Genomic DNA, 24,608 nt, shown 5'->3' on the forward strand with positions numbered 1-24,608 from the left:
CTCACGAACCATAAGCCCGGATTCCCGTCTCGATCAGATCCCAGAAACGTTCCACATCAATATCCACGGCCACATCCACATTGGCTTCTCTATGACTGTAGCCAAAGAAGTCACAATTGGTCCTTCCGTAGCTTTGTACGCTTCTGATATCCACTTCCGTAAACATAGGTTTTGTTACCAGGAGCTCTGGATCAATTATGGAAGCAATGGTTACCGGGTCATGGAGAGGACCGCCCTCCCATCCGAAGACTTCCTTCTGGCTCTTGTTGAAATGTCCCATCAGCTCTGTAAACAGGTGGGCTGCCGGAGTGCCGATCTCTTCCATCCGTTTTACCACCTGGGGATAACAAAGCACTTTCCTGGTCACATCAAGCCCTACCATAGTTATGGGGCGGCCGCTGGTAAATACCACATGGGCCGCATCTGCATCGGCTATAATATTAAATTCAGCAGCCGGAGTTACATTTCCCAGCTGATAGCAGCCTCCCATGAGAACAATTCTTTTTATCTTTGGTATAATGCGAGGCTCCATTCTCATGGCCATGGCAATATTGGTCAGGGGACCTGTTGGCACCAGAATAATGTCACCTTCCGATTCCATCAGAGTTTTAACGAGAAACATTACCCCATGCTCCGTCTCTTCCTTTTTCTTTAATGGTTCAAAAACCGGACCGTCAAGTCCGCTTTCTCCATGGATATCTCCTGCAAGGAGCTGCTTATCCCGGATCATGGGCTGTCCGCAGCCGGCATAGACGGGGATATTAAGTCCCAGGTACTGACAGATATTCAGGGCATTTCTTGTGGTTTTTTGAAGAGACTGGTTTCCTGCCACCACTGTGATACCCAGCACCTCTATCCCACTGTTTTTTCCTGCCAGCAATATGTTCACCGCATCATCGTGTCCCGGATCGCAGTCCAGGATAACCTTCTGTTTTTCCATTGATTATTCTCCTTTTTAAGCTTTTGCCAATGCACTCTTTTTCTTCTTTTCCCTTGCCATTTTAGATGCCATGGATACTGCCAAGGTGGCTATAGTCACCACATAAGGCATCAAAAGTACCAGCTGGGACGGCACACCGTAAGCCTGAAGCCTGGCACCTATGGAATCTGTCAACCCGAACACCAGACATCCTGCTGCAGTCAGGATTGGGTGGGCACCTCCGAAATACATAGCCGCCACTCCCATAAATCCCCTGGCATTTGTCATATTCTCCGTAAACATTTTGCTGTATCCCAGGGATAAATGGGCTCCTGCCAGACCTCCGATCAGGCCCGATATGGCTATGGCCCGGTATTTCATGGAATTTACATTAATTCCTGCCGTCTGTGCTGCCATTGGAAACTGGCCTACTGCCCTTAAGCGAAGGCCCCAGACCGTTTTATAAAATACAAACCAGATTAGTATAATCAGTACAATCACAAACCACTCAGTGATGCACCAGTTGTCAAAAATCTCTTTCAAAAATGGGACTTTAGCCAGAAATGGAAGACTGACTCTTGGGATCGCAATGATCCCTGGTTCTGAAAACGTACCGCTTTTTCCCAAAACACTGTTTAAAAGAAACTTGGTGATCGCCAGTGCAAATAAATTGATGCCCATGCCGATGGCACAGATCTCCGCTTTATAACGGATATGGCCTACTGCCATGATCATGGCCATAATAAGCCCTGCTATCATGGCAACTACAACTCCCAAAAGCCAGCTTCCGGTTAAATAGCTGACTGCTACTGCCGCAAATGCACCGGTCAGCATGATTCCTTCCGTTCCGATATTTAAAATATCTGCCTGCTGAGTGATGGCTGCACACAATGCCGCATAAATAATAGGCGTGGCAGAACGAAAGGTTGCATATATCAAGGATACACTGAAAATTTTTCCTAAATCCATAGTCCTGCCTCCTCCTATTTGCTCTTTTCCTTTTTATTTTTCTTATCCTTAAACTGAAACAAAAGCTCCATGGTTGCCACAATAATGAAAACTGCTGTTATGGTGTCAACAATCGATTTTGGTACACCAGTACTCTGCTGCATCCCCATGGCTCCTGATTTTAACACCGCCAGGAAGAAGGACATAAAGGGTGCAAAAAACAGATTGTTTTTAACGATCAGAGAGGCCAGCATGCCGTTGGAACCAAGCCCCGCCGCAAAATTATTCAGGAAATAACCATGAACCCCCAAAACTTCAATGCAGCCGGCCATACCGCCCAATGCTCCGCTAAGCATCATGGATTGTATAAATATCTTCTTGGGACTAATGCCAACATAATCCGCATGAGATGGGTTGGTTCCCACTGTTTTTACCTTATATCCAAAAGTTGTCTTGTTTAAGACCCAGATCATAAGAACCACTGTGACAAGGGCTATGAAAAGTCCCGCATTGACACTGCTTGGCTTCATAAACTGAGGCAGGTTTACCGTCACCGGCAGAGACTGGGCATTGGCCACGCCTGCACTCATGGGGCCACTGACCAGATAAGAGGTTATGTACAGAGCTACGCTGTTCATGAGAATGGTCACACAAACCTCACTCACACGGTAATATGCCTTCAGCACAGCTGGAATAAGTGCCCACAATGCCGCCACTGCCATGGCTCCCAGAAAGCAGACGATTAAGAGAACAGGAGCCGGAAGAAATGTCCAGTTGATTCCAATATATGCGGCAGTAATGCCTCCCAGAAAAACCTCACCTTCCACTCCTACGTTGAATGCTCCCGCTTTTGCCGCGACCGCAAATGCACAAGAAGTGAGGAGAAGGGGAGTGAAGCTGGCCAGGGTGGTTCCTATCTTGAGCTTCCCGTTAAATGCTCCACGCAGCAGCGCCCCATAGGCTTCCAGGGGATTTTCCCCGATAAATAGGATAAATAAGGCTCCGATTGCCAATGCAAACAGCATGGTAAGTAAAATTTTCTGTATGCTCTTTACCGCTACATTCATGTTGCACTTCCCCTTTCTTCCGCCGATGCAGTTCCCCCCATCATCAGTAATCCCAGATTATCCTCGTTGGCTTCCTCTGCTTTCAACCTTCCTGTTATCCTGCCTTCGTGCATGACAACGATCCGGTCTGAAAGGGACAAGATTTCCTCCAAGTCAGCAGAAACCAGCAAAACTCCCATTCCTTTGGCTTTGACCTCCTGCAGAATTTTCCGGATAGATTCAATGGCTCCGATGTCAACACCTCTGGTAGGCTGGGATGCAACCAGAAGCTTCCCCCCAATAGAAACTTCCCTTGCAACCACGACCTTTTGTGCATTTCCACCTGACAGGGACTGGGTAGATATCTCCGGATCTCTGGGACGGATGTCAAAAACCTCAGACAACTTTTTAGCATATTCCAGCGTTTCCTTATCATTTCGTACGACCCCCCGGCAAAATGGAGTTTCCCCTACCTGTACGGCTATGAGGTTTTCCTTGATGCTCATGGACCGGTTTAAGCCCCTTGTATTGCGGTCTTCCGGAATATGGGACAGTCCGGCCTTCCGGATCTGCTTAGGACTAAGGCCCGCTATCTCTTTTCCGTCTAAAAGCACACTTCCTTTCTCGACCTGCCGGAGTCCTGCGATTGCCTCAATCAGCTCACTCTGTCCGTTTCCATCGATACCCGCTATACCAACGATCTCTCCCTCCCGGACATCCAGTGATACTCCCCTGATTTTTGAGATCTCCTTTTCTCCTGATACCCATACATCCTTTACTTCCAGAACCTTTTCCCCCGGCTTTGTCTGAGTTTTTTCAATATTTAAAAACACTTCTCTTCCGATCATCATTTTTGCAAGCTCTACCGGGGAAGTCTCTTCCTTATTTACGCTTCCAATATAATTTCCCTGACGCATTACGCTGATGCGGTCAGAAATCTCCATGACCTCATTCAATTTATGAGAGATAAACACCAGGGATTTTCCATCTTTTCTTAAATTCTGAAGAATTACAAAAAGATGTCTCGTTTCCTGGGGTGTCAGGACTGCCGTAGGCTCATCCAGAATGATCACATTGGCTCCCCTGGTTAAGGTTTTGATGATCTCCACCCGTTGTGCCTCACCCACTGATATCTGATTAATCTTCTTTCCGAGCTGGATATCCATTCCATACTGACTAATATACTGTTCCACCGTCTTTCTGGCCTTATCAAAATCAATGGTGATACCATTCCGGGGTTCAAATCCCAGAATAATGTTTTCCAATACTGTCAGTTCATTGACCAGCATAAATTCCTGATGCACCATTCCGATGCCTTTTTCAATGGCAATTTTAGGAGAGATGGATGAGATATGATCTCCATGGATCCGGATGCTTCCGTCATCAATGGGATACATACCGTAAAGCAGCTTCATCATGGTGGACTTTCCGGCTCCGTTTTCACCGATCAGAGAATGGATCTCACCCTTTTTTAAGGTGAACTGCCCGTTCCTTACTGCATGAACATTTCCAAATGATTTTACAATATCCTTCATTTCAATTACATATTCGCTCAAACTATCACCCTCTTCTTTATGTTAATAGCCGTCTCCCGCACCTTATGATTGTAAAATGGTTTGGAAACCCGAGGGGAATCAGGAAATCCAAACCATTCTGCATTCTTTTCAGTTCCTGCTATTTATTTGCACCGAAACCGGTATAATTCTCTACAACTATTTCCCCGGAAACGATCTTCTCTTCCAGTTCTTTTACTTTTTCTACTATGTCTTCAGGAAATTTATCTCCCAGATGCTCTTTCATCACACTGAAATCAGTCAGGCCGACGCCTTCTTCTTTTATGGTCAGATAAGAAGTGGAATTTCCCTTAAATGTACCTTCAACCACTGACTGGATTGCCAGATAGCAGGCTGTGTCCACACGCTTTACCATAGAGGTCAGCACGCTTCCCGGCTGGTCATTATCCTGATTTAAATCCACACCTATGGCATATTTTCCTGCTTCCTTTGCTCCTTCCAGGATTCCAGGGCCTGTGCCGGATGCTACGTTCATTACGATATCCGCTCCCTGATCAAACTGCGCCAGAGTCAGCTCCTTGCCCTTTAACGGATCGTTCCATGTTCCTGCAAAGGACTGAAGAACCTTAATATCCGGGTCTATGTATTTTGCTCCCTGCTCATATCCAGTAAAGAAATCATGAAGAACCGGAATATCCATTCCTCCTACCCATCCAATGATCTTGTCCGGGTTTACCCCATCGATATCTGTTTTCTGGGTAAACATGGCTGCTGCCGCACCTGCCAGGAAAGAACCCTGATTCTGTGCGAAGCTGATAGATACGATATTATCGCCTTCCACCGTGGTGTCAATAATTGCAAATTTTACATTCGGATAGCTGGCACAATGCTCTTTCATGTACTCTTCAAAGTTAGAGGAAGAGCAGATAACAAGATCATAACCGTCCTCGCAAGCAGATAAAAAGTTTGCCTCCCATTCTTCTGCAGATGTGCCCTCCAGATTTTTAATTTCCACTCCATAATCTGCGGCAGCCTCTTTAGCCCCCTCATTGCAGGAATCATTATAGGACTTGTCCCCTAAATTTCCGGAATACACGATACATACCCTTTTTCCGGCACCTGCTTTTTCCTTTCCTTCCCCATTCTCTGATGCTGCCTTAGCAGTTGTCCCTGCGGTTTCCTCTACCGTCTTACCTGTCTCCTTTGCTGCTCCTGCCCCTCCGGAACAGCCGGTCAGCGATACTGCCAGCGCTGCCGTCATCAGAATGCTCAAAACTCTTTTTTTCATTGAAATACCTCCTTTAAAAATATAGTGTAAAAGGATATCATTTTACTCTTATCTTTAGGTAAAACGTTTTTCCTTTTAGCCCAAAAATAAAACAGCTTCATTATCTGTATTTCTTAAGCTAATGCTATCATCTTCAGAATGAGATGTCAAGTATTTTTGCACAAAAAAATATTTTATTAAACTGCTTTCTTATATCGTTTTGTCAGTTTCATTCATGACACTTATTGACAAATACATATATCTGCTACATAATATACTTTATATCATTCATTATTTGTTATAATCAATAAATAAAAGGGGGAAAGCCAGATGACAATCAAGGAAATCGCCCAGTTGGCCGGTGTTTCAATATCCACCGTATCAAAAATAGTGAACAGCAAAGACAAGAACATAAGTCCTGAAACCAGAGACCGCGTCCTTAAAATTGTAAAAGACTATCATTATACCCCATACAGTACGGTTAAAAATAATCCCGAAGCAAAAACCTTTATTTTGGGTGTTCTCCTTAAATCCATTGGGAAAACAAGTCAATTGATAAACGGTATCATAAGCGCAGCACAGAAAAGCGGTTATAGTATTCTAATCTATGACAGTACAGACAGTCCTGAAAATGAGCTGAAAAATATCACTTCCCTTTGCAAGAATCATGTAGACGGGGTCATTTGGGAACCAGTAAACGGAGACAGCCTGGGTGACAGACATTATTTTGAGGAACAGGGCATAGAGGTTTGCTATGTCAACAGCAGGGAAGATCCTCTTTCTTATTCCATTGATTATTCAGGTATGGGGTATGCCGCAGCAGAAATTCTGATTCAGTATGGCCACACAAAGCTTGGATGTCTCACAAAGCAGAACAGCCTGCGGTCAGAGATGGTTCTCGAAGGGTTTAAAAAATGTTTGTTTGACCACAGCATTTCTTACAACAGCTCCATGAATCTTCCACTTGAATCAGAAGACTGGTACAATGGCATATTGACCCACACCCCAACAGGAATTATCAGTACTCATTATGCGTCCGCTCTTGTTCTCTTGGAACATTTATCAAAACTACGGTTCCATGTTCCTTTGGATTTGTCTCTTATTAGCTTAAGGGATGATGCCCGTGAAAACATCGCCTTTCCAGGCATTTCCAGCATCCGGATTCCTTATTATGAATTCGGATGCTTTATCTGCAGCCGTCTGATAGAAAAGTGTGAAAAACGGGAAGAGGAATTTTCACCTTTCCATGCAGACTTTCCTCTGGAAAATACGCAAAGCATTGACCTTCCCTTTGCATCCCATGGAAAAAAGATTGTGGTGGTCGGAAGTGTTAACATAGACGTAACTTTAAACGTGGATGAACTTCCCCAACCGGGACGAACCGTCAGCACCAGCAGGCACTCTGTCATTCCAGGAGGAAAGGGAGCTAATCAGGCCGTAGGCGTCGCAAAACTCGGGAACGAAGTTTCTCTTATCGGCAAGGTGGGAAGCGATTATGACTCCAATTTAATATACACCTGCATGGAAGAAAACCAGGTAGATGTCCAGGGCTTAAAAAGAGATGCCCACATGGATACAGGAAAAGCTTATATCCATGTCCAGAATGACGGCGAAAGCATGATCACCATCCTGACCGGAGCCAATGAAAATCTGGAACCGGCTGATATTACCTCTTATGAAAAAGCATTTGAGCATTCCGGATACTGCCTTCTTCAAACCGAAGTACCTGAGACAGCCATAGAAACGGCTGCCAGGCTGGCAAAAAAATATGGAGCAGAAAATATCTTAAAGCCGGCCGCCATGAAATCCATCCGTCCTTCTCTCATGAAGCTGATCGATATCTTTGTTCCGAATCGGAAAGAAGCGGAATTATTGTGTCCGGATATTGCTGATGTGGAAGGGAAAGCTGTTGAATTTATGAGACAGGGGGCAAAGACCGTGATCATCACCCTGGGGCATTCCGGTTGCTATCTAAAGGATGCCTCCTTCCAGGGATACTTACCTGCCTCCCCCTTTCCCCCTGTGGATACTACCGGAGCAGCAGATGCTTTCATTGCGGCACTGGCCGCCTATTTATCATTCGGATATTCCATGGAAACATCGGCCAGAATCGCCGCATACGCTGCAGGTTTCTGTGTTTCCAGACAGGGAGTGATTCCTGCACTCATTGACCGGAACTCTTTGGAAACTTATATTAACAGGATTGAGCCGGAATTGTTGAAGATGTAAGAGCAGATTATTAAAAGCCGGAGCCTTCAGAATTCCTTCCGAAAGCTCCGGCAAAAATATTAAAACTGACTCTTAAGTACCGCCTCCAGCTTCTCCACCATTTCATCCACATGCTCTTTTTCGATCACCAGCGGAGGAACAAAGCGAATAACATTGGCCCCGGCACTGATGAGCACCAGCTTTTGTTCTAACAATACCTGGTTCACAATGGGAGCAACCGGCACAGAAAACTCCAGGCCCTGGATCAGCCCGATTCCTCTCTGTGAAGTTATCATATCATACCGGTCCGCCAGAAATTTAAGCTTCTTTGTAAGGTACTCTCCCATTTCCTTTACATGGTCCACGATCTTTCTCTTTTCAAACAGTTCCAGCACCTTAAACGCCGCAGCTGTCACAAACGGGTTTCCGCCGTAGGTGGTTCCATGGTCGCCGGGGGACATGGCTGTCGCGGCTTTTCCTGCTGCCAGGAAAGCTCCCACTGGCACGCCGTTTCCCAAAGCCTTTGCCATGGTCATCACATCCGGCTTTACACCGTATTTCTGCCAGGCGAACATGGTACCGGTCCGCCCCATTCCGCACTGGATCTCATCAAGAATCAGCAGCATGTCATGCTCATCACAAAGTGCTCTTACACCCTTTAAAAATTCCTCGCTGGCCGGATAGATGCCCCCTTCTCCCTGAACTGTTTCCATGATTATGGCGCAGGTCTTATCATTCAGCAGGTCTTTTACACTGTCCAGATCATTAAAATCAGCAAATTTAATTCCCGGAAGCAATGGCTTAAAAGGTTCCTGGTAATGATCATTACCTGTTACGGAAAGAGCTCCAAAGCTCCTGCCGTGAAAGGAATGTTTCATGGCAATGATTTCGTGGTCATGGCCTCCATCCTTATTGTAAGCGTATCTTCTGGCTATCTTTAAGGCGCCTTCCACCGCTTCCGTTCCGCTGTTCGTAAAAAACACCTTATCCATGCCCGAGGCCTTTAGAATCAATTCTCCCGCTTCCACGGCCGGGACATTATAAAATAAATTGGAGGTATGAAGCAGCTTATCCACCTGCTCCTTTAAGGCTACATTAAACTCCGGATCATTATAGCCCAAACCCATGACAGCGATCCCGGCTCCAAAGTCCAGATATTCCTCTCCATCCGTGTCATAAAGGCGGACACCGTCCCCATGGTCAAAAACAATAGGAAAACGGTTGTAGGTCTTATAAATCTCCGATTCTGCTTTCTCAATGTATTCCTGCTTGCTTTGCATGATAAAAACGCTCCTCTCCTGTACTCATTATAGCCGTTCCGATTCCCCTGTTCGTGAATATTTCCAGAAGCAGGCAATGAGGAATCCGTCCATCCATGATATGTACCCTGGACACTCCCTGCTTCATGGCATCGATGCAATTTTGAAGCTTGGGGAGCATACCCCCTCCAAGCATCCCGCTTTCCACAAATTCCTGCGCTTCTTCCATGGACATTTCTGAAATAAGGGATTCCTTATTCTGAAAATCCTTATAAACGCCCTCAACATCTGTCAAAAAAGCCAGCTTCTCTGCTTCCATAGCCGTGGCAATGGCACAGGCCGCATCATCGGCGTTGATATTGTAGGTCTCAAAATCCCCATCAAAGCCCACAGGACAAATGATGGGAAGAAAATCCTTTTCCAGTAAATCATATATGATTTGAGGATCCACCTCCGTAATATCTCCCACAAAACCAATGTCCTCTCCGTTTGAATAGCGCTTCTGGCATTTTAACATCATGCCATCCTTTCCGCTGATTCCAACGGCTTTTACTCCCAGCTCATTGACCAACTGCACTAAACTTTTGTTGACCCGGTTAAGTACCATTTCTGCGATCTCCATAGTAGGTTCATCGGTTACCCGGAGGCCATTGACAAAATGAGGCTCCATGCCTGACTTCTCTACCCACCTGCTGATTTCCTTTCCCCCGCCGTGAACAATGATTGGCTTGAAGCCCACCAGCTTTAAAAGCACTACATCCTGAATGACCTGTTTTTTCAATTCCTCATCCACCATGGCGCTGCCGCCGTATTTCACTACAATGATTTTGCGGTTGAAACGCTGTATATATGGAAGGGCTTCTATCAGTACCTCTGCTTTTTCCATAATGCTATGATCCAGTTGCATATAAATTTCTCCTTTCCTCCTTTATGCCCATGTTTTCTGGGCATAGAGGTATACCCGAAGGGTGTTTCTTCTTTCCTGCCTGTTTTCTGGCAGAGACCGTCCCGTTTTACCAGGTGTAAAGGGAGGCCTGCATGGTGTTTCCAGCCTACGTTTTTGATATACAGATATTCCCCTTCTTATGAGCGGTAATCCGCATTGATCTTCACATAATCAAAGGTCAGGTCGCATCCCCAGGCCGTTGCTGTGGCTTCTCCCAATTTAATATCCGCCGTTGCTGTCACTTCCGGTTCTGATAAGATCCTGGTGGCTTCCTCTTCACTGTAGGAAAGGGCAACTCCGTTTTCAATGATTTTTAACTTTCCTGCTGCGCTCTCAAAATATAAGTCCACCTTTTCCGGGTCAAACACGGCTCCGGAATAACCCATGGCACAAAGGATCCTGCCCCAATTGGCGTCATGGCCGAAAATAGCGGCCTTTGTCAGGCTGGAGGTAATGATTGATTTTGAAAGGGTCACCGCCTGTTCCTTTGTTTCCGCACCAATGATCTTCACCTCAAACAATGCGGTACAGCCTTCCCCATCGCCTGCCATCTTCTTTGCAAGAACTTCATTGATGAAATTAAGCGCCTTGCAAAACGCCTCATAATCCTCGTTCTTTGTCTGGATCTCCTCATTCCCCGCCATGCCGTTTGCAAGAAGGAGCACAGTGTCATTGGTGGAGGTATCCCCATCCACGGAAATCATGTTATAGGTGTCTTTGATATCCTCTCTTAAGGCTTCCTGCAAAAGCTCTTTGGATATAGCCGCATCCGTGGTAACAAAGCTTAACATGGTGCACATGTCGGGATGGATCATTCCGGAACCCTTGCACATGCCGCCCATGGTGATAGTCTTTCCTCCGGCTTCAAATTGGACCGCAACTTCTTTCTTTACCGTATCCGTAGTCATAATGGCTATGGCCGCTGCCGTCCCGCTTTCCTGGCTGCTATCAAGAGCAGGCACCATGGCTTTCACGCCTGCTGCAATGCGGTCCATAGGAAGCTGCTTCCCGATCACTCCGGTGGACGCCACCAGTACGGAACTGACAGGGATAGAAAGGCTCTCTGCCGCCGCCTCTGCTGTTTCCATACAGTAACGAAGCCCTTCCTCTCCGGTACAGGCATTGGCGATGCCTGCATTGACAACAACTGCCTGGGCGCAAGTGGAATTTTCCACAACGACCTTATCCCATTTAACCGGGGCTGCTTTTACAATATTGGTGGTAAAGGTTCCTGCTGCCTTACAGGGCACCTCGCTGTAAATCATAGCCATGTCTTTTCTGTCTTTATATTTAATTCCCGCTGCAGTGGATGCAGCCTTAAATCCTTTTGCCGCGGTTACTCCGCCGTCTATCTGCTTCATATCAGTTTTCCTCCTTTGTTCCTGTGACCGTATACCCTTCGGCCTCCAGATGATTCAAAGCCTTTTCGTAATTTTTCTTTTTCACAAGAATGTAATCCGTATTAAATGTAGATACTGCAAATATTCCGATTCCATGATCTGCCAGTACCGTTGATATTTTCGATAATATCCCGATGAGGGAAAAATCCAGGATTCCTTCTATACGGAATGCCTGAAAACCATCCTCCCGTTCCACAACATTTTCGGGAACTGAGGAAGTTTCGCATACCAGCGACAGCTCCTCGTCTGTCTTACCCAGAAACCAGAATCCGGAAGTCATGTCAAGTGTTCCAATATCCGCTGGACCAGATAGCTTGCATACGGAAAATTCTGCAGATATTCTTTTTAAATTCATCTCATTTCCCTCACTTAATCAACAAAATTTACGGAGTTAACTTCATTTAGGTCAAAATCATAATAATTGAGATCATTGCGATATGTCCAGCCGGACTTGCTCCAGAATTCATTTCCCACCGTATTGGTCTTAAAGGCAATTAGGTTTACCTTGCTGATCCCTTCTTCTTGCAGACGTTTCATTGCAGCCAAAGCCATCTTATGCCCTACACCGTTCTGTCGGTATTCCTCTGCCACACAAACATGATACATACAGCCCCGCCGTCCGTCATGCCCGCATAAGATGGATCCAATGATAATTCCATCCTCTTCTGCCACCACGCTGGTTTGGGGATTTCTCTTTAAAAACTTTTCCACGCCTTCCTTTGAATCATCTATCGTACGGATTCCAAATCCTTTGATTCCTGTCCATAGCTTATGTACCTGGTAATAGTCATCCAATGTCATGGTACGAAGTATCATATATACTCTCCTTATCCCCTTTTATTATCCCGCCCTATTGTATTATGCGGTTGTTTCTTTCTTGACTCAGCCTTCCCCCGCAATCCCTACGGAAACAAAGGAATAAGCTTAAGCCCTTTATTCTCCGGCAGTCCAAACAGGATATTCATATTTTGCACCGCCTGTCCTGCGGCTCCCTTTACCAGGTTATCCATAGCACCCATCATGACTATCCGGTTAGTTCTTGGATCAATCTTGAAATTCACATCCACAAAGTTGCTTCCCTCCACCCATTTGGTCTGGGGAACCACATCCTTTTCCAGAACCCGGACAAAGTATTCTTTCCCATAATATTTATCATAGACCGCCTTTACTTCCTCATAAGAAACTGACTTGGTGAGAGCCGCATAGGACGTTATGAGAATGCCCCGGTTCATGGGCACCAGATGAGGAGTAAAGCTTATGGTGACCGGACCGCCCGCCCCATAGGATAACTGCTCCTCGATTTCCGGTGTGTGTCTGTGAACGCCTACGCCGTAAGCCTTGATGTTTTCATTGACCTCACAGTATAAGTTATCCACCTTAGCTCCTCTTCCGGCACCGGAGGTTCCTGACTTGGCATCAATGATGATTGTGCTGGGGTCAATGAGTCCTTCCTTTACCAGAGGATAAATGGACAGAGTGGAGCAGGTAGGATAACAGCCCGGATTGGCAATGAGTCTGGCATTTTTAATTTTCTCCCGGTTGATTTCCGGAAGCCCATAAACTGCTTCCTTTATAAACTGAGGCGTCTTATGCTCCAGCTTATACCATTCTTCATAGACTGCCACATCCTTGATCCTGTAATCTGCGCTTAAATCGATCACCTTTGTCTTACTTAAAATCTTCTCATTCATAAGAGAGGCACAAAAGCCCTGAGGCGTTGCCGTAAAAATCACATCTGCGATTTCAGCCAGGGCCTCCACATGATCATCCCGGCAGGAATCGTCCACAATCTGAAACATGTTTTGGTAAATAGAAGCGTATTTCTGATCTACATAGCTTTTTGATCCGTACCATAGGATCTCTATATCGTCTCTCTGTAGCAAAAGCCTTGCAAGCTCGCCGCCCGCATATCCGGTGGATCCTATTATTCCTGCCTTAATCATATTCATCTCTCCTTATATTTTTTCATAAATCATATATTTTTTATATCTGCTGGTTTCCGGCATTTTATACCTTATTTATACAGGCTCTTCCGTTAAAAAGAACGCCTTTCCAGTTTTTTCTATCACTGATAGTTTATAATTATACATTGACAACGTATATTATGCAAGTTTTTTTTATATTTTTTATTTTATCCTTGCATTTTTCATGGTTTTGGTGTATATTTATGAAAGTTCAATGAAAAAAATCCATTTAAAATCGAGGAGGATCTATAAATGAAAGAGAAAGTTATTTTAGCTTATTCCGGTGGTCTTGATACCACAGCCATTATCCCGTGGTTAAAGGAAAATTTTGATTATGAAGTAATCTGCTGCTGTATCGACTGCGGTCAGGGAAATGAATTAGACGGCTTGGAAGAACGAGCCAAATTATCCGGAGCTACCAAACTATATGTTGAAAATCTGGTTGATGACTTCTGCGACAATTACATCATTCCATGTGTGCAGGCAAATGCGGTTTATGAAAACAAATACTTATTAGGAACATCCATGGCACGTCCGGCCATTGCAAAGAGGCTGGTGGAAATCGCAAGGAAAGAAGGCGCTACCGCCATCTGCCACGGCGCTACGGGCAAAGGAAATGACCAGATCCGTTTTGAGCTGGGAATCAAGGCTCTGGCTCCTGATTTAAAGATCATTGCTCCATGGCGTATGACCGATGTATGGACCATGCAGTCCAGGGAAGATGAGATCGAATACTGCAGGCAGCATGGAATTGACCTTCCTTTCTCTGCTGACAACAGCTACAGCCGTGACCGTAACTTATGGCACATCAGCCATGAAGGCCTGGAGCTTGAAGATCCGGCAAACGAACCTAACTATGACCATTTATTAGTACTGGGTGTATCTCCTGAAAAGGCTCCCAATGAAGGGGAATATGTGACCATGACCTTTGAAAAAGGTATTCCTACCAGCGTCAATGGGGAGAAGATGAAAGTTTCTGATATCATTGCCAAGTTAAATGAACTGGGCGGCAAGCACGGCGTCGGCATCGTGGATATCGTTGAAAACCGGGTGGTGGGAATGAAATCCCGCGGCGTTTATGAAACTCCCGGCGGAACCATCCTTCTTGAGGCTCATCAGCAATTAGAGGAATTGGTGTTAGACCGAGCTACTATGGAAGTGAAGAAAGATATGGGCAATAAATTTGCACAGATCGTTTATGAAGGGAAATGGTTTACTCCCCTGCGTGAAGCAGTTCAGGCATTTGTGGAATCCACCCAGAAGTATGTGACCGGAGAAGTAAAGCTGAAGCTTTATAAGGGTAATATCATTAAGGCAGGAACCACTTCTCCTTACTCCTTGTACAGCGAGTCCCTGGCTTCCTTTACAACAGGCGACTTATATGACCACCACGACGCAGATGGCTTCATCACTCTGTTTGGACTTCCGTTAAAGGTTCGTGCTATGAAGATGCAGGAAATCGAAAAAACAAATAAATAAATAAATAGGTAAGCAAGAAAAAGGACGTACACAGATACAGGTTCTGTGTACGTCCTTTTATATGGCTATGATGCAAATATCCAAAGTTAATCCGCCAGCTCTTTTAAGGCATTGCCGGCTATCCGGTAAACCGTCCAGTCCTCCATAGGCTCCGCTCCCATGGAACGATAAAAATCAATGCTGGGTTTGTTCCAATCCAGACACCACCATTCCAGCCTTCCGCAGCCCCGTTCCACCGCGATCTCCCCCAGCTTTTTTAATAATGCCTTACCAATTTCACAGCCTCTGTACTCCGGATTTACGTACAAATCTTCCAGATAGATTCCGGCTTTTCCTAAAAATGTGGAAAAGTTATGGAAGAACAATGCGAATCCAACCTCTTTCCCATCAGCCAGGGCAAAGATCACCTCAGCTTTCTGCCTGTTAAAAATCCAGTCTTCCAGCAGTTCCTCTGTGGCAATCACCTCATCAAGCATTTTTTCGTATTCTGCCAGTTCTTTAATAAATTTAAAAATAAGAGCCGTATCGTTTCTTTCGGCATATCTGTATGTCAATTCCATTTCTCTTCCTCCTGATCGTAATCTGTTTTTATAGAATACTATAAATCCTATCTCATTTCCAGTACCCGCCTGATCCTTGGGATCATCTTTTTTGTGTAAATATAGCCGTTTTCCATACACTCTTCCATGCATTCAAAGGTCAAAAGTCCTGCTCCCTTTGGCATGGGCGGCTTTAACAGAAGGATCTCACCTTTGGACCGGCAGTCCTTAAGCTCCCTGCTCATAATGGAAAAGGAATGGAATGCAGTCTCAATAATGGAATAATCATGAGGCATTTCATATTCTTCTCCAATATCCACCGCAATGACTCTTGTTTCCCCTGCCGCGATCAAAAGGTCTACAGGAAGATTGTTCGTCACACCCCCATCCACCAGCAGAAAGCCGTTCATCTGCCTTGGCCGGAATACGGCAGGAACTGAGGAACTTGACATCATGATATCACAAAGAAGTCCGCTCCGCTCCCATTTTACGTGCTCCTGTCTTAATGCGGAAAGGGGAATTTCTTCTGCAAACATGTTTGTAAAGGCTACCGTATCCCCGCTGTTAATATCCACAGCCGGAACCAGCAGGCCCTTGCAGCAGTTTCCCTGTATCTCCATCCCATCTGTTAAATCGCAGAGAAAATGCTGAAGCCGGTTCCCTTTTATAAGCCCTTGAAGCGTTGTCTCCCTTCCCATCAGGAACTGAGGAAGAAATAGGGCAATTCCTAAAATATCCGGATCGATCATGCTTCTGCCATGTTTTATCAGCCACCGCACCGTTTCTCTCATATCTCCTAATGTCATGCCTGCTGCATAAAGCCCTGCGACAATGCTTCCGGCACTGGCCCCTGCTACCCTGTCAGGAAGAAGTCCTGCTTCTTCCAGCGCCGATAAAACTCCCACATGAGCTGCCCCCCTGGTTCCGCCACCTGCCATCGCCAGTCCATAATCCGCCATGCATCCATTCTCCTTGTTACTCAGCCGCATTTCAGGAAAATGTATGCCATTTCATATTCATTTATGCCTGGTCCGGCAAATGCAAAAAAGAACAGGCTTTGAGTCAGGCTCAAAACAACTGTTCTTCTTTGATTTATTTATAATATGCATCAATTCCGTCGGCAATCCCTTTTACGATCTTATCACGGTATTCCTCGGTAGCCATCTTCTTATCCTCGTCCGCATTGCTCATAAATCCCATTTCCACAATGGTAACCGGTATATTACACCAGTTGATGCCGCTCATGGAATCCGTCTCCTGAACTCCCCGGTTCTTAAATCCGGTCTGATTGCAGATTCCGTTCACAACAGCCTTGGAAAGAGCCTGGCTCTTGCTGTATAAGTTTCCGTTGTAAGGATTCTTAGCCGTCTGGCACATGGTAAGAGCCCCCTGAACGCTGCTGTCATTTAAGGAGTTGGCATGGACCCGAACAAAGATATCTGCTCCGCTTTTATCCGCCATCTGGGCACGTTCTGCATTGCTGATGTTTACATCATGGGTTTCCCTGATCATATAAACCTGATAGCCCCTGTTTATAAGCTCCTGCTTTAGTTTTAAAGAAACCGCAAGAGTGAGCTGGTATTCCGGGATACCGGTTGCCGTTCCCTGAGTTCCGGAAGCCACCTTTGCCTTCATCTCAGAAGAGCCTGGCCCGATGGGCTCCTTTTCAGAATTGCCCTTTGCCTGATGGCCTGCGTCGATGGCAATGATCTTCCCCGTCCCATTTCCGGAAACAGCAGGAGCAGCGCTCGCCGTCTCCTGTACCGGCTTGTCTTTTGACACGTACCGGGAGGAAATATAGCATTCCTTGTCCTTATAAACTACCCGGCTCCAGCTATCACTGGATCCGGTCCGTTTAAGGACAGCACCCTTATCAAGCTTGTCCAGGATCTCTCCGTCAGCAGAAGGAAATTTTCTTATATTCACCTGGGATCCGGTAACATAAACGGTCTCATCGGCCGCCTCAAAAGAAGGAGCTGTCTCCATGGTAACAGTAGCTTCATGGGAGCTTGTCTCCGCTGATTTTCCGGCCTCAGTTTCTCCGGTTTTATCCTCTGCAATGGATACGGGAGCCGTTTCTTCTCCCTCCTCCTGGCCTAACCCGCCCTGGGCTTCTTCCAGAGCAGGTGCTTTTACTGCTTCATATTTTCTGGCGCAGCCTGCAAGCATAAATGTGCAAAGAAGGATAGAGGCCAATAACAGCCAACCGCGACCTTTTCTTACATTCCTCAAAGTATGGTTCCTCCTCCGACAACATAGTCTCCATCATAGAATACAACGGCCTGCCCAGGAGTGATGGCCCGCTGAGGTTCGTCAAACCTGCATTCCACCACTCCATCCTCCACTTCCTGTATAGTACACATGGCACCCTTATGGCTGTAGCGGATCTTTGCCGATACCCGCATGGTTTCTCCATGAAGTCCGGGAACTGCCATCCAGTTAATATGGTTGGCCCGCAGGATATGGTCATAAACGTCATCGCCCGTTCCGATTACAACTTCATTGGTTTCAGGCCGTATCTCCACCACAAAAACCGGGTGGCCCATGGATAAGCCCAGTCCTTTTCTCTGGCCTACGGTGTAATGGGTGATTCCCTTGTGCCTGCCGATCACCTGGCCGGAAATATCCACAAAGTTCCCCTCCGGCGCTTTTTCCCCTGCACTTTCTTCAATGAATCCCGCATAATCATTATCCGGAATAAAGCAGATCTCCTGACTGTCCGGCTTATGGGCAACCATTAAGTTGATCCTGTCCGCGATCTCACGGATCTGGTCCTTGGAATAAGCGCCTACCGGCATTAAGGTATGGGCCAGCTGGTTCTGTGTCAGATTGTAAAGGGCATATGTCTGATCCTTTGCCGCTGTCACGGACTTCTTTAATGCGTATCTTCCGCTTGGGAGCTTTTCAATCTGGGCATAATGGCCTGTGGCAATAAAATCCGCCCCTAATCCCAAGCTTCGCTTTAAAAGAGACTCCCACTTGACATAACGGTTGCAGGCAATGCAGGGATTGGGCGTACGCCCCTTCTGGTATTCTCCTACAAAATAATCAATGACCTGGGATTTGAATTCTTCTTTAAAATTCATGACATAATAAGGAATCTCTAAGTCCCAGGCCACCCGCCTGGCGTCGTCCACGGCGCTTAAGCCGCAGCACCCTCCGTTTTCCTCCTGGGTCCCGGTATCCTCATCCTGCCATATCTGCATGGTAACACCTATGACTTCATATCCCTGTTCCTTTAAGAGCCATGCCGCCACAGAAGAATCCACACCTCCAGACATTCCTACTACTACTTTCCCTTTGCTCATAGCTTTATGTTTCCACTTTCTAGCCGGATAAGCAAAAGCCCGGCATCTTAATATTCTTCTTCCACTTCTTCCTCACCGATATCAGACTTGGGTTTCTTTAAGCCCTCAATCTCAAGTCCGTTTTTCTTTGCATAGTCCCATAAGGCAGCGTGAATTGCTTCCTCTGCCAGCAGGGAACAGTGAACCTTTACTGGAGGTAATCCGTCAAGCGCTTCACAGACTGCCATATTCGTCACCTCCATGGCCTCCTGAACGGATTTTCCCTTTACCATCTCTGTAGCCATGCTGCTGGTAGCAACCGCGGCTCCGCAGCCAAAGGTTTTAAATTTCACATCACGGATAATCTGATCTTCATCAATATCCAGATAAATTCTCATAATATCGCCGCATTTGGCATTTCCTACGGTACCCATACCGCTGGGGTTATCAATTTCCCCTACATTTCTTGGATGCTCAAAATGATCCATAACTTTTTCAGTATACATAATTTATTTTCTCCATTTCAAGGTAATCAATCTGCTTTGTTTTTGGCCGCCAATAGGCGGTGCTTTGCATTATTTCGCCTGATTCTTGATATAATCCTCATAAAGCGGGGACATACTGCGCAGTTTTTCCACGATCTCCTTAATGGATTCCACAACATAGTCCATCTCTTCCTTTGTGTTGCGCTCGTCTAAGGTCAGACGAAGGGAACCATGGGCGATTTCGTGAGGAAGGCCAATGGCAAGCAGCACATGGGATGGGTCCAAGGAACCTGAAGTACAGGCAGAACCGCTGGAGCCGCATATACCTTTCATATCCAGCATGATCAGCAGAGACTCTCCTTCTATAAACTGAAAAGCAAAATTTACGTTGTTGGACAGCCTGTTTTTTCTGTGTCCGTTAATTCTTGTAAAAGGAACCTCTGCCATAACCCGGTCCATCAGATAATTCCGAAGCTCGCATTCCTTATTCGCTCTATCGGCCATGCCTTCAACCGCAAGCTCCACAGCCTTGCCGAAGCCTACGATTCCCGGCACATTCTCCGTTCCGGCACGGCGTTTTCTTTCCTGTGCGCCTCCATGAATGAAGGAACGGGATTTGATGCCGCTTCTGATATAAAGAAAACCAATACCCTTGGGTCCGTTGATCTTATGGCCGCTGGCACTGAGCATATCAATATGGTATTCATCTACGTTAATAGGAACATGGCCAAATGCCTGGACCGCATCTGTGTGGAATAATATTCCACGTTCTTTTGCAATCTCTCCGATTTCTTTGATCGGTTCTATGGTTCCTATCTCATTATTGGCAAACATGATAGAAATGAGGATGGTGTCAGGGCGGATCGCTTTTTTAAGCTCCTCCAGCTTTATAACCCCATTTTCATCTACATTTAAATAGGTTACCTCAAAGCCCTGCTTCTCCAAATACTCACAGGTGTGAAGCACGGCGTGGTGTTCGATTTTACTGGTGATGATGTGTTTTCCTTTTGAAGCATAAGCCTCAGCAGTTGCAATCAGTGCCCAGTTGTCAGACTCTGAACCGCCTGCAGTAAAATAGATCTCATTAGACTTGGCTCCCAGAGCGTTTGCAATGGTTTCTCTGGCTCCTGAGACAGCCTTTTTTGAGATGCCGGAAAACTCGTATACGGAGGATGGATTTCCATAATACTCCGTAAAATAAGGCAGCATGGCTTCCACGACCTCGGGCCGTGTTTGGGTAGTCGCTGCATTGTCAAGATAAATCAATTGCTTCATATTGTTAGTTCCGCCTTTCTGTAGTCCTAAAGTTAAAAGCTTCATCTACAAATTCTATTATACACACATTTCCTAGAATTTCAATAGGAATGATTCTCATTATAGTTACAGTTCTGCCATGCATAAAAATTTGTACAATCGGAGCTGGCATAACTGAACTGCAACAGATGTCATGAAGAAGAAGCCCATTCCATATATTTATAATAATTCTCATTTTCAGGAGATTGCATGAATGATTCTCTGAAATTTCCCCAAAAACTTTCGCCAAGAAAATATGCACTTCTCACCGGCACCCTTCTTTTGACTTCTGCCGGGCTGATCACCCGGTTGTTAGGCTTTTTTTACCGGATTTTTCTCTCACGGACCATTGGAGCAGAAGGACTTGGAATCTTTAACTTAATCCACCCGGTGTTTGGCGTCTGCTTTGCCTTATGCGCCGGTTCCATTCAGACCGCCATATCCCAGTCCGTAGCCGCTAATGTGAGAAAAGGCCGTTCCATTTTCCGAACCGGCCTTATTATTTCAGTGGCTATTTCCATGATCCTGGCATACGCCATCATCCGGTTTAAGGACTTCCTGGCCGTCAATATCCTGATGGAACCCCGCTGTGCCCCTCTTCTCCTCTTTATTGCGGTATCCGTCCCCTGTGCGGCCATTCACGCCTGTATCAATGGTTACTATTATGGTATGCAGCGCCCTCATGTCCCGGCATCTGCTCAGGTGATCGAACAGTTCATAAGAATCGGAGCCGTGTTCCTCATTGCAGATATCTTGATTGAATCCGGGATTAAAATCACGGTCCAGCTGGCAGCCATGGGGCATCTGATAGGAGAAATTGTTTCTTCCCTTTATACGATCACGGCCTATCGCTTTTTTTCACCAAAAATGCCCGAAGGCGTCACAGCGGTTGCCTCTTCCTTCCATGAAACGGCTCCCGGGCTTATGCACCTGGCAATGCCTCTTATGGGGAACCGTCTGGTCCTAAATATCCTTGCAAGCGCAGAAGCCATCCTGATTCCCAGCAGACTGCAGATGTCAGGGCTTACCGATTCAGGAGCATTTTCCGTATACGGTGTTTTAACCGGTATGGCTTTGCCCTTTATTCTGTTCCCTTCCACCATATTTAATTCCCTGGCCGTCCTTTTGCTGCCAACGGTAGCCGAGGCCCAGTCAGAAGGGAACAACCGGAGGATCGGTGATGCCATTTCCATGTCACTGCGTTACTGCCTGTACGTGGGAATCCTGTGCATCGGCATCTTCACCCTGTTCGGGAATGACTTGGGTGTCAGCGTATTTAAGGACAAAACCGCAGGAACCTATATGACCATATTAGCATGGCTTTGTCCCTTCCTCTATCTGGTAACTACCATGGGAAGCATTTTAAACGGCCTGGGGAAAACCTCTGTCACCTTTGTCCAGAACGCCATTGCATTGTTAATACGTTTAGGATTTGTTCTCTTTGGAATTCCCAAATATGGGATCTTAGCCTATCTGGTGGGAATGCTGGCCAGTGAGCTGCTTCTGGCCATGATGCATGTGCTGACCCTGCGGAAAAAGGTGGGTTTTGTGTGGAACGCTTGGGATATGATCCTAAAGCCGGCGGCCCTGATGGTACTCGCCATCGGTATCTACTTTGCGGTATTTTCCGTAGCAGATCCATTTCAGAGTATGCCATTATTTATAAAAACTGCATTCCATATTACGATATTAAGCATATTCTATCTGGTACTCCTCCTTGGCGCCCATATTATGAAGGGGGATAAATCCAGGGACCTTTAAGGATTATTTCTTTGATGAGGATTTGCGTTTTACATATTTAAAAAGTAAAAAACGGACTGTCAAACGTCCGTTTTTTATCATTTCTGCTTTAATCAATCCCGACCATTACAGAAGTCGCTTTAATGATGGCATAGGCATCCTTTCCGACTTCCAGTCCTAAGTCCTTTACCGCTGCCATGGAAACTGTGGCAGATACGATATTGCCGCCGCCGATATCAATGGTAACAATGGCATTTACCGCACCTGGTTCAATTCCTATAACTTTTCCCTTAAACTGGTTTCTTGCACTGAGCTTCATCTCATATGCCTCCTCTCATCCATTCCTGGCCTATGGAAATATACTTCGGTATACCGGTATCCCTTTGCGCCCGGTAAAACGGGGCGGGCCTTGCAAAAAAACAAGGCAGGAAAGTGGAAATATATAGAAGTAATTATGGATTGTAAGCCAGAAGATTATACTGCTTTTTCATAAAATGATTGTAAGCATTTCTATTCTCATTGTCAATGGTTCTCACAAACACTATAGCAAAAGCAGGAGGTCTTCCTTGGGAAACTTGATGAATGAAGGAATATTTTGAAGCTTTCCTTCTTCAAAGTCCATTTTATCCTGGATCCACCAGACCTTTGAGGAGGTTTTATCATCTGAGTTCTGGAACAGATACTGCCTTTGGAAAGGCGTATCGGCAAACCCTGCCAATTCAATTCCCATGACATTTTCCTCCGACCGCTCCTGGACCGGAATCAGGTTATGGCCCCGGATTCCTACGTACTTAATGGAATCTCCGATTTTCTCCTCTGTTTTAAGCTTTATCTTCCATTCACAGGCATAAAGCTCATAATCACTTATTTTCTCTATGGATGAAATATTTTTGCAGCCCGTCAGCTTTGCTGCTTCCATTCTTTCCGGCCTGCGGAAAATATCTTTTGTGCAGCCTTTTAGTATGGTCTTTCCTTCTGAAAGGAGCATCATATGGTCACAGAATTTGTAGATTTCATCTCTGGAATGGGATACCATGAGCACATCGCCGCTATATTCCCTGATCAGTTCCAGCATTTCCATCTGAAGCGTGTCCTTTAAAAAGCCATCTAATGCAGAAAATGGCTCATCCAGCATGATAATATCCGGTTTGTATAAAAGCATGCGGGCAAGGGCCACTCTTTGCTGCTGCCCTCCCGATAGCTGGGAGGGATATCTTTTTTCCAGCCCTTCCAGCTGAAAGCGCCTTAGCTGCTCAGCGACAAGGGGAAGCTTATCCCGTTTTTTCCCCGGAATCACGATACTTAAGTTTTCCTCTACCGTCATGGTGGGAAACAGGGCATAGTTCTGAAACAGGTAGCCGGTACGGCGTTCTCTGGCAGGCAGATTGATCCCCTTTTCCGAATCAAACAATACCTTCCCGTTTAAAACGATCCTGCCTTGATCCGGTGTTTCAATTCCTGCCACGCATTTTAAAGTCATGCTTTTCCCGCAGCCTGAGGCTCCTAAGATCCCCATGCAGCCGGACTCAGTTTCAAATTCCACATTTAATTCAAATCCTGAAAACTTTTTTCGGATGTTTACCTGCAATGCCATATCAAATCCACCTGTTCACATGCTTCATATTTTTTCCGGATATATAATTTATAACAGCAACAATAAAAAATGATAAGATAACAATAACACATACCCAGAATCCTGCCGTATCCCAGTTTCCTGCCGCAACTTCGGAAGCAATTGCAACGGAAACCGTTCTGGTCTTTCCCAGGATGTTTCCTGCCAGCATGGCGGTCGCCCCGTATTCTCCGATGGCTCTGGCAAAAGCGAGCACGGTCCCGGAAGCCAGTCCAGGAGCCGCAATGGGAACGATGATCTTCCAGAAAATCTTCCTCTCCGACAGGCCCAGAGTCCTTCCCGCATGGATCATGTCAACGTCCACCTGTTCAAAAGCTGCTCTCGCATTCCGGTACATCAAAGGAAATGCGATAACAAAAGCAGCTATGACACAGCCTGGCCATGTCTGTACCATTTTTATATTAAATTCTTCAAAAAGAAATTTGCCGAAAGGCCTTCGAAGGCTGAAGATCAACAGAAGAAAGAACCCGGCCACAGTAGGCGGGAGTACCAAAGGCAATGTTAAGATGCCGTCTACAATGGATTTTGCCGTGTTATTCAGCTTCATAATCAGCCTTGCGGCGCCTATCCCCAGAAAAAAGGTCAGTACCGTTGCCAGAATCCCCGTTTTAAGAGAAATAAAAAGGGGACTCCAATCTATTGTTTTCATCAGTTCAAGCATAGATTTTCACCCCCTTTTTT

The 24,608-nt window shown here is 45.9% G+C and carries 23 protein-coding genes; 3 read left to right on the forward strand and 20 right to left on the reverse strand.

The genetic code is table 11. From position 1 onward, the window contains the following. Window position 1: 1 nt before the first annotated feature. From RT269_RS00635 to RT269_RS00655, 5 genes are all read right to left on the reverse strand, one after another. The gene (locus tag RT269_RS00635; RefSeq protein ID WP_313180078.1) at window positions 2–940 is read right to left on the reverse strand and encodes a nucleoside hydrolase; all 939 of its coding nucleotides are present in this window, start codon (window positions 938–940) and stop codon (window positions 2–4) included. A 15-nt stretch (window positions 941–955) separates the two neighbouring features. Then, on the reverse strand, window positions 956–1,888 hold the full coding sequence (locus RT269_RS00640; protein ID WP_312445148.1) for an ABC transporter permease: 933 nt from the start codon (window positions 1,886–1,888) through the stop codon (window positions 956–958). A 14-nt stretch (window positions 1,889–1,902) separates the two neighbouring features. Continuing rightward, window positions 1,903–2,934, reverse strand: a complete 1,032-nt coding sequence (locus RT269_RS00645; protein ID WP_313180079.1) for an ABC transporter permease — start codon at window positions 2,932–2,934, stop codon at window positions 1,903–1,905. Beyond that, a complete protein-coding gene (locus RT269_RS00650) occupies window positions 2,931–4,448 on the reverse strand; it encodes an ABC transporter ATP-binding protein (protein WP_313180163.1) in 1,518 nt (505 codons plus the stop codon). Before RT269_RS00650 ends, RT269_RS00645 begins: the two co-directional genes overlap by 4 nt. 139 nt (window positions 4,449–4,587) lie before the next feature. After that, window positions 4,588–5,715: a BMP family lipoprotein gene (locus tag RT269_RS00655; protein ID WP_313180080.1), complete on the reverse strand. Its 1,128-nt coding sequence runs from the start codon at window positions 5,713–5,715 to the stop codon at window positions 4,588–4,590. 309 nt (window positions 5,716–6,024) lie between these two features. Here RT269_RS00655 and RT269_RS00660 point away from each other — a divergent pair, with 309 nt between their 5' ends. Then, window positions 6,025–7,923, forward strand: a complete 1,899-nt coding sequence (locus RT269_RS00660; RefSeq protein WP_313180081.1) for a PfkB family carbohydrate kinase — start codon at window positions 6,025–6,027, stop codon at window positions 7,921–7,923. 59 nt (window positions 7,924–7,982) lie between these two features. Here the strand turns inward: RT269_RS00660 and RT269_RS00665 are convergent, their stop codons facing one another. From RT269_RS00665 to argC, 6 genes are all read right to left on the reverse strand, one after another. After that, the gene (locus tag RT269_RS00665; RefSeq protein WP_313180082.1) at window positions 7,983–9,182 is read right to left on the reverse strand and encodes an aspartate aminotransferase family protein; all 1,200 of its coding nucleotides are present in this window, start codon (window positions 9,180–9,182) and stop codon (window positions 7,983–7,985) included. Continuing rightward, on the reverse strand, window positions 9,157–10,068 hold the full coding sequence (argB, locus tag RT269_RS00670; RefSeq protein WP_313180083.1) for an acetylglutamate kinase: 912 nt from the start codon (window positions 10,066–10,068) through the stop codon (window positions 9,157–9,159). Before argB ends, RT269_RS00665 begins: the two co-directional genes overlap by 26 nt. 176 nt (window positions 10,069–10,244) lie before the next feature. Further along, on the reverse strand, window positions 10,245–11,468 hold the full coding sequence (argJ, locus tag RT269_RS00675) for a bifunctional glutamate N-acetyltransferase/amino-acid acetyltransferase ArgJ (RefSeq protein WP_313180084.1): 1,224 nt from the start codon (window positions 11,466–11,468) through the stop codon (window positions 10,245–10,247). Between the two features lies 1 nt (window position 11,469). After that, window positions 11,470–11,862 (reverse strand): ACT domain-containing protein, encoded by a 393-nt coding sequence (locus tag RT269_RS00680; protein WP_313180085.1) that lies wholly within the window; start codon window positions 11,860–11,862, stop codon window positions 11,470–11,472. Window positions 11,863–11,876: 14 nt separating this feature from the next. Beyond that, window positions 11,877–12,323 carry a GNAT family N-acetyltransferase gene (locus RT269_RS00685; RefSeq protein WP_313180086.1) on the reverse strand — a complete coding sequence of 149 codons (447 nt, stop codon included), beginning with the start codon at window positions 12,321–12,323 and terminating at the stop codon, window positions 11,877–11,879. 86 nt (window positions 12,324–12,409) lie between these two features. Then, on the reverse strand, window positions 12,410–13,450 hold the full coding sequence (gene argC / locus RT269_RS00690) for an N-acetyl-gamma-glutamyl-phosphate reductase (RefSeq protein WP_313180087.1): 1,041 nt from the start codon (window positions 13,448–13,450) through the stop codon (window positions 12,410–12,412). A gap of 273 nt (window positions 13,451–13,723) precedes the next feature. Between argC and RT269_RS00695 the strand changes: the two genes are divergently transcribed. Beyond that, entirely contained in the window at window positions 13,724–14,950 is a 1,227-nt protein-coding gene (locus RT269_RS00695; RefSeq protein ID WP_313180088.1) for an argininosuccinate synthase, read from the forward strand. Window positions 14,951–15,036: 86 nt separating this feature from the next. Here RT269_RS00695 and RT269_RS00700 read toward each other — a convergent pair whose 3' ends face one another. The 6 genes from RT269_RS00700 to nifS all read right to left on the reverse strand — a co-directional run bounded on the left by RT269_RS00700 (window position 15,037) and on the right by nifS (window position 20,536). Beyond that, a complete protein-coding gene (locus RT269_RS00700; RefSeq protein ID WP_313180089.1) occupies window positions 15,037–15,510 on the reverse strand; it encodes a GNAT family N-acetyltransferase in 474 nt (157 codons plus the stop codon). A gap of 47 nt (window positions 15,511–15,557) precedes the next feature. Then, window positions 15,558–16,448: a patatin-like phospholipase family protein gene (locus tag RT269_RS00705; RefSeq protein WP_313180090.1), complete on the reverse strand. Its 891-nt coding sequence runs from the start codon at window positions 16,446–16,448 to the stop codon at window positions 15,558–15,560. Between the two features lie 133 nt (window positions 16,449–16,581). Beyond that, window positions 16,582–17,721: an N-acetylmuramoyl-L-alanine amidase gene (locus RT269_RS00710; protein WP_313180091.1), complete on the reverse strand. Its 1,140-nt coding sequence runs from the start codon at window positions 17,719–17,721 to the stop codon at window positions 16,582–16,584. Next, on the reverse strand, window positions 17,718–18,797 hold the full coding sequence (gene mnmA, locus RT269_RS00715) for a tRNA 2-thiouridine(34) synthase MnmA (protein ID WP_313180092.1): 1,080 nt from the start codon (window positions 18,795–18,797) through the stop codon (window positions 17,718–17,720). The genes RT269_RS00710 and mnmA overlap by 4 nt, the downstream gene beginning before the upstream one ends. A 47-nt stretch (window positions 18,798–18,844) precedes the next feature. Beyond that, window positions 18,845–19,282 carry a Fe-S cluster assembly scaffold protein NifU gene (nifU, locus tag RT269_RS00720; RefSeq protein WP_313180093.1) on the reverse strand — a complete coding sequence of 146 codons (438 nt, stop codon included), beginning with the start codon at window positions 19,280–19,282 and terminating at the stop codon, window positions 18,845–18,847. A gap of 69 nt (window positions 19,283–19,351) precedes the next feature. After that, window positions 19,352–20,536: a cysteine desulfurase NifS gene (nifS, locus tag RT269_RS00725; protein WP_313180094.1), complete on the reverse strand. Its 1,185-nt coding sequence runs from the start codon at window positions 20,534–20,536 to the stop codon at window positions 19,352–19,354. A gap of 228 nt (window positions 20,537–20,764) precedes the next feature. Here nifS and RT269_RS00730 point away from each other — a divergent pair, with 228 nt between their 5' ends. Beyond that, window positions 20,765–22,315 (forward strand): polysaccharide biosynthesis protein, encoded by a 1,551-nt coding sequence (locus RT269_RS00730; RefSeq protein WP_313180095.1) that lies wholly within the window; start codon window positions 20,765–20,767, stop codon window positions 22,313–22,315. Between the two features lie 88 nt (window positions 22,316–22,403). On the opposite strand, the gene RT269_RS00735 is transcribed toward RT269_RS00730, so the two are convergent. From RT269_RS00735 to modB, 3 genes are all read right to left on the reverse strand, one after another. Beyond that, window positions 22,404–22,613 (reverse strand): TOBE domain-containing protein, encoded by a 210-nt coding sequence (locus RT269_RS00735; RefSeq protein ID WP_312445116.1) that lies wholly within the window; start codon window positions 22,611–22,613, stop codon window positions 22,404–22,406. Window positions 22,614–22,835: 222 nt separating this feature from the next. Then, window positions 22,836–23,888 carry a sulfate/molybdate ABC transporter ATP-binding protein gene (locus tag RT269_RS00740; RefSeq protein ID WP_313180096.1) on the reverse strand — a complete coding sequence of 351 codons (1,053 nt, stop codon included), beginning with the start codon at window positions 23,886–23,888 and terminating at the stop codon, window positions 22,836–22,838. Window position 23,889: 1 nt separating this feature from the next. Further along, complete coding sequence (modB, locus tag RT269_RS00745; protein ID WP_025234677.1) at window positions 23,890–24,588, reverse strand: molybdate ABC transporter permease subunit; 699 nt, start codon at window positions 24,586–24,588, stop codon at window positions 23,890–23,892. Window positions 24,589–24,608 lie beyond the last annotated feature (20 nt).

Source organism: Lacrimispora sp., from assembly GCF_032078915.1.
Classification (GTDB): domain Bacteria; phylum Bacillota; class Clostridia; order Lachnospirales; family Lachnospiraceae; genus Lacrimispora.

What these genes read in the sequence shown, in the direction of transcription:
- RT269_RS00635 (WP_313180078.1), bottom strand. Translation starts at nt 940, where the DNA reads ATGGAAAAACAGAAGGTTATCCTGGACTGCGATCCGGGACACGATGAT.
- RT269_RS00640 (WP_312445148.1), bottom strand. Translation starts at nt 1,888, where the DNA reads ATGGATTTAGGAAAAATTTTCAGTGTATCCTTGATATATGCAACCTTT.
- RT269_RS00645 (WP_313180079.1), bottom strand. Translation starts at nt 2,934, where the DNA reads ATGAATGTAGCGGTAAAGAGCATACAGAAAATTTTACTTACCATGCTG.
- RT269_RS00650 (WP_313180163.1), bottom strand. Translation starts at nt 4,448, where the DNA reads ATGAAGGATATTGTAAAATCATTTGGAAATGTTCATGCAGTAAGGAAC.
- RT269_RS00655 (WP_313180080.1), bottom strand. Translation starts at nt 5,715, where the DNA reads ATGAAAAAAAGAGTTTTGAGCATTCTGATGACGGCAGCGCTGGCAGTA.
- RT269_RS00660 (WP_313180081.1), top strand. Translation starts at nt 6,025, where the DNA reads ATGACAATCAAGGAAATCGCCCAGTTGGCCGGTGTTTCAATATCCACC.
- RT269_RS00665 (WP_313180082.1), bottom strand. Translation starts at nt 9,182, where the DNA reads ATGCAAAGCAAGCAGGAATACATTGAGAAAGCAGAATCGGAGATTTAT.
- argB (WP_313180083.1), bottom strand. Translation starts at nt 10,068, where the DNA reads ATGCAACTGGATCATAGCATTATGGAAAAAGCAGAGGTACTGATAGAA.
- argJ (WP_313180084.1), bottom strand. Translation starts at nt 11,468, where the DNA reads ATGAAGCAGATAGACGGCGGAGTAACCGCGGCAAAAGGATTTAAGGCT.
- RT269_RS00680 (WP_313180085.1), bottom strand. Translation starts at nt 11,862, where the DNA reads ATGAATTTAAAAAGAATATCTGCAGAATTTTCCGTATGCAAGCTATCT.
- RT269_RS00685 (WP_313180086.1), bottom strand. Translation starts at nt 12,323, where the DNA reads ATGATACTTCGTACCATGACATTGGATGACTATTACCAGGTACATAAG.
- argC (WP_313180087.1), bottom strand. Translation starts at nt 13,450, where the DNA reads ATGATTAAGGCAGGAATAATAGGATCCACCGGATATGCGGGCGGCGAG.
- RT269_RS00695 (WP_313180088.1), top strand. Translation starts at nt 13,724, where the DNA reads ATGAAAGAGAAAGTTATTTTAGCTTATTCCGGTGGTCTTGATACCACA.
- RT269_RS00700 (WP_313180089.1), bottom strand. Translation starts at nt 15,510, where the DNA reads ATGGAATTGACATACAGATATGCCGAAAGAAACGATACGGCTCTTATT.
- RT269_RS00705 (WP_313180090.1), bottom strand. Translation starts at nt 16,448, where the DNA reads ATGGCGGATTATGGACTGGCGATGGCAGGTGGCGGAACCAGGGGGGCA.
- mnmA (WP_313180092.1), bottom strand. Translation starts at nt 18,797, where the DNA reads ATGAGCAAAGGGAAAGTAGTAGTAGGAATGTCTGGAGGTGTGGATTCT.
- nifU (WP_313180093.1), bottom strand. Translation starts at nt 19,282, where the DNA reads ATGTATACTGAAAAAGTTATGGATCATTTTGAGCATCCAAGAAATGTA.
- nifS (WP_313180094.1), bottom strand. Translation starts at nt 20,536, where the DNA reads ATGAAGCAATTGATTTATCTTGACAATGCAGCGACTACCCAAACACGG.
- RT269_RS00730 (WP_313180095.1), top strand. Translation starts at nt 20,765, where the DNA reads ATGAATGATTCTCTGAAATTTCCCCAAAAACTTTCGCCAAGAAAATAT.
- RT269_RS00735 (WP_312445116.1), bottom strand. Translation starts at nt 22,613, where the DNA reads ATGAAGCTCAGTGCAAGAAACCAGTTTAAGGGAAAAGTTATAGGAATT.
- RT269_RS00740 (WP_313180096.1), bottom strand. Translation starts at nt 23,888, where the DNA reads ATGGCATTGCAGGTAAACATCCGAAAAAAGTTTTCAGGATTTGAATTA.
- modB (WP_025234677.1), bottom strand. Translation starts at nt 24,588, where the DNA reads ATGCTTGAACTGATGAAAACAATAGATTGGAGTCCCCTTTTTATTTCT.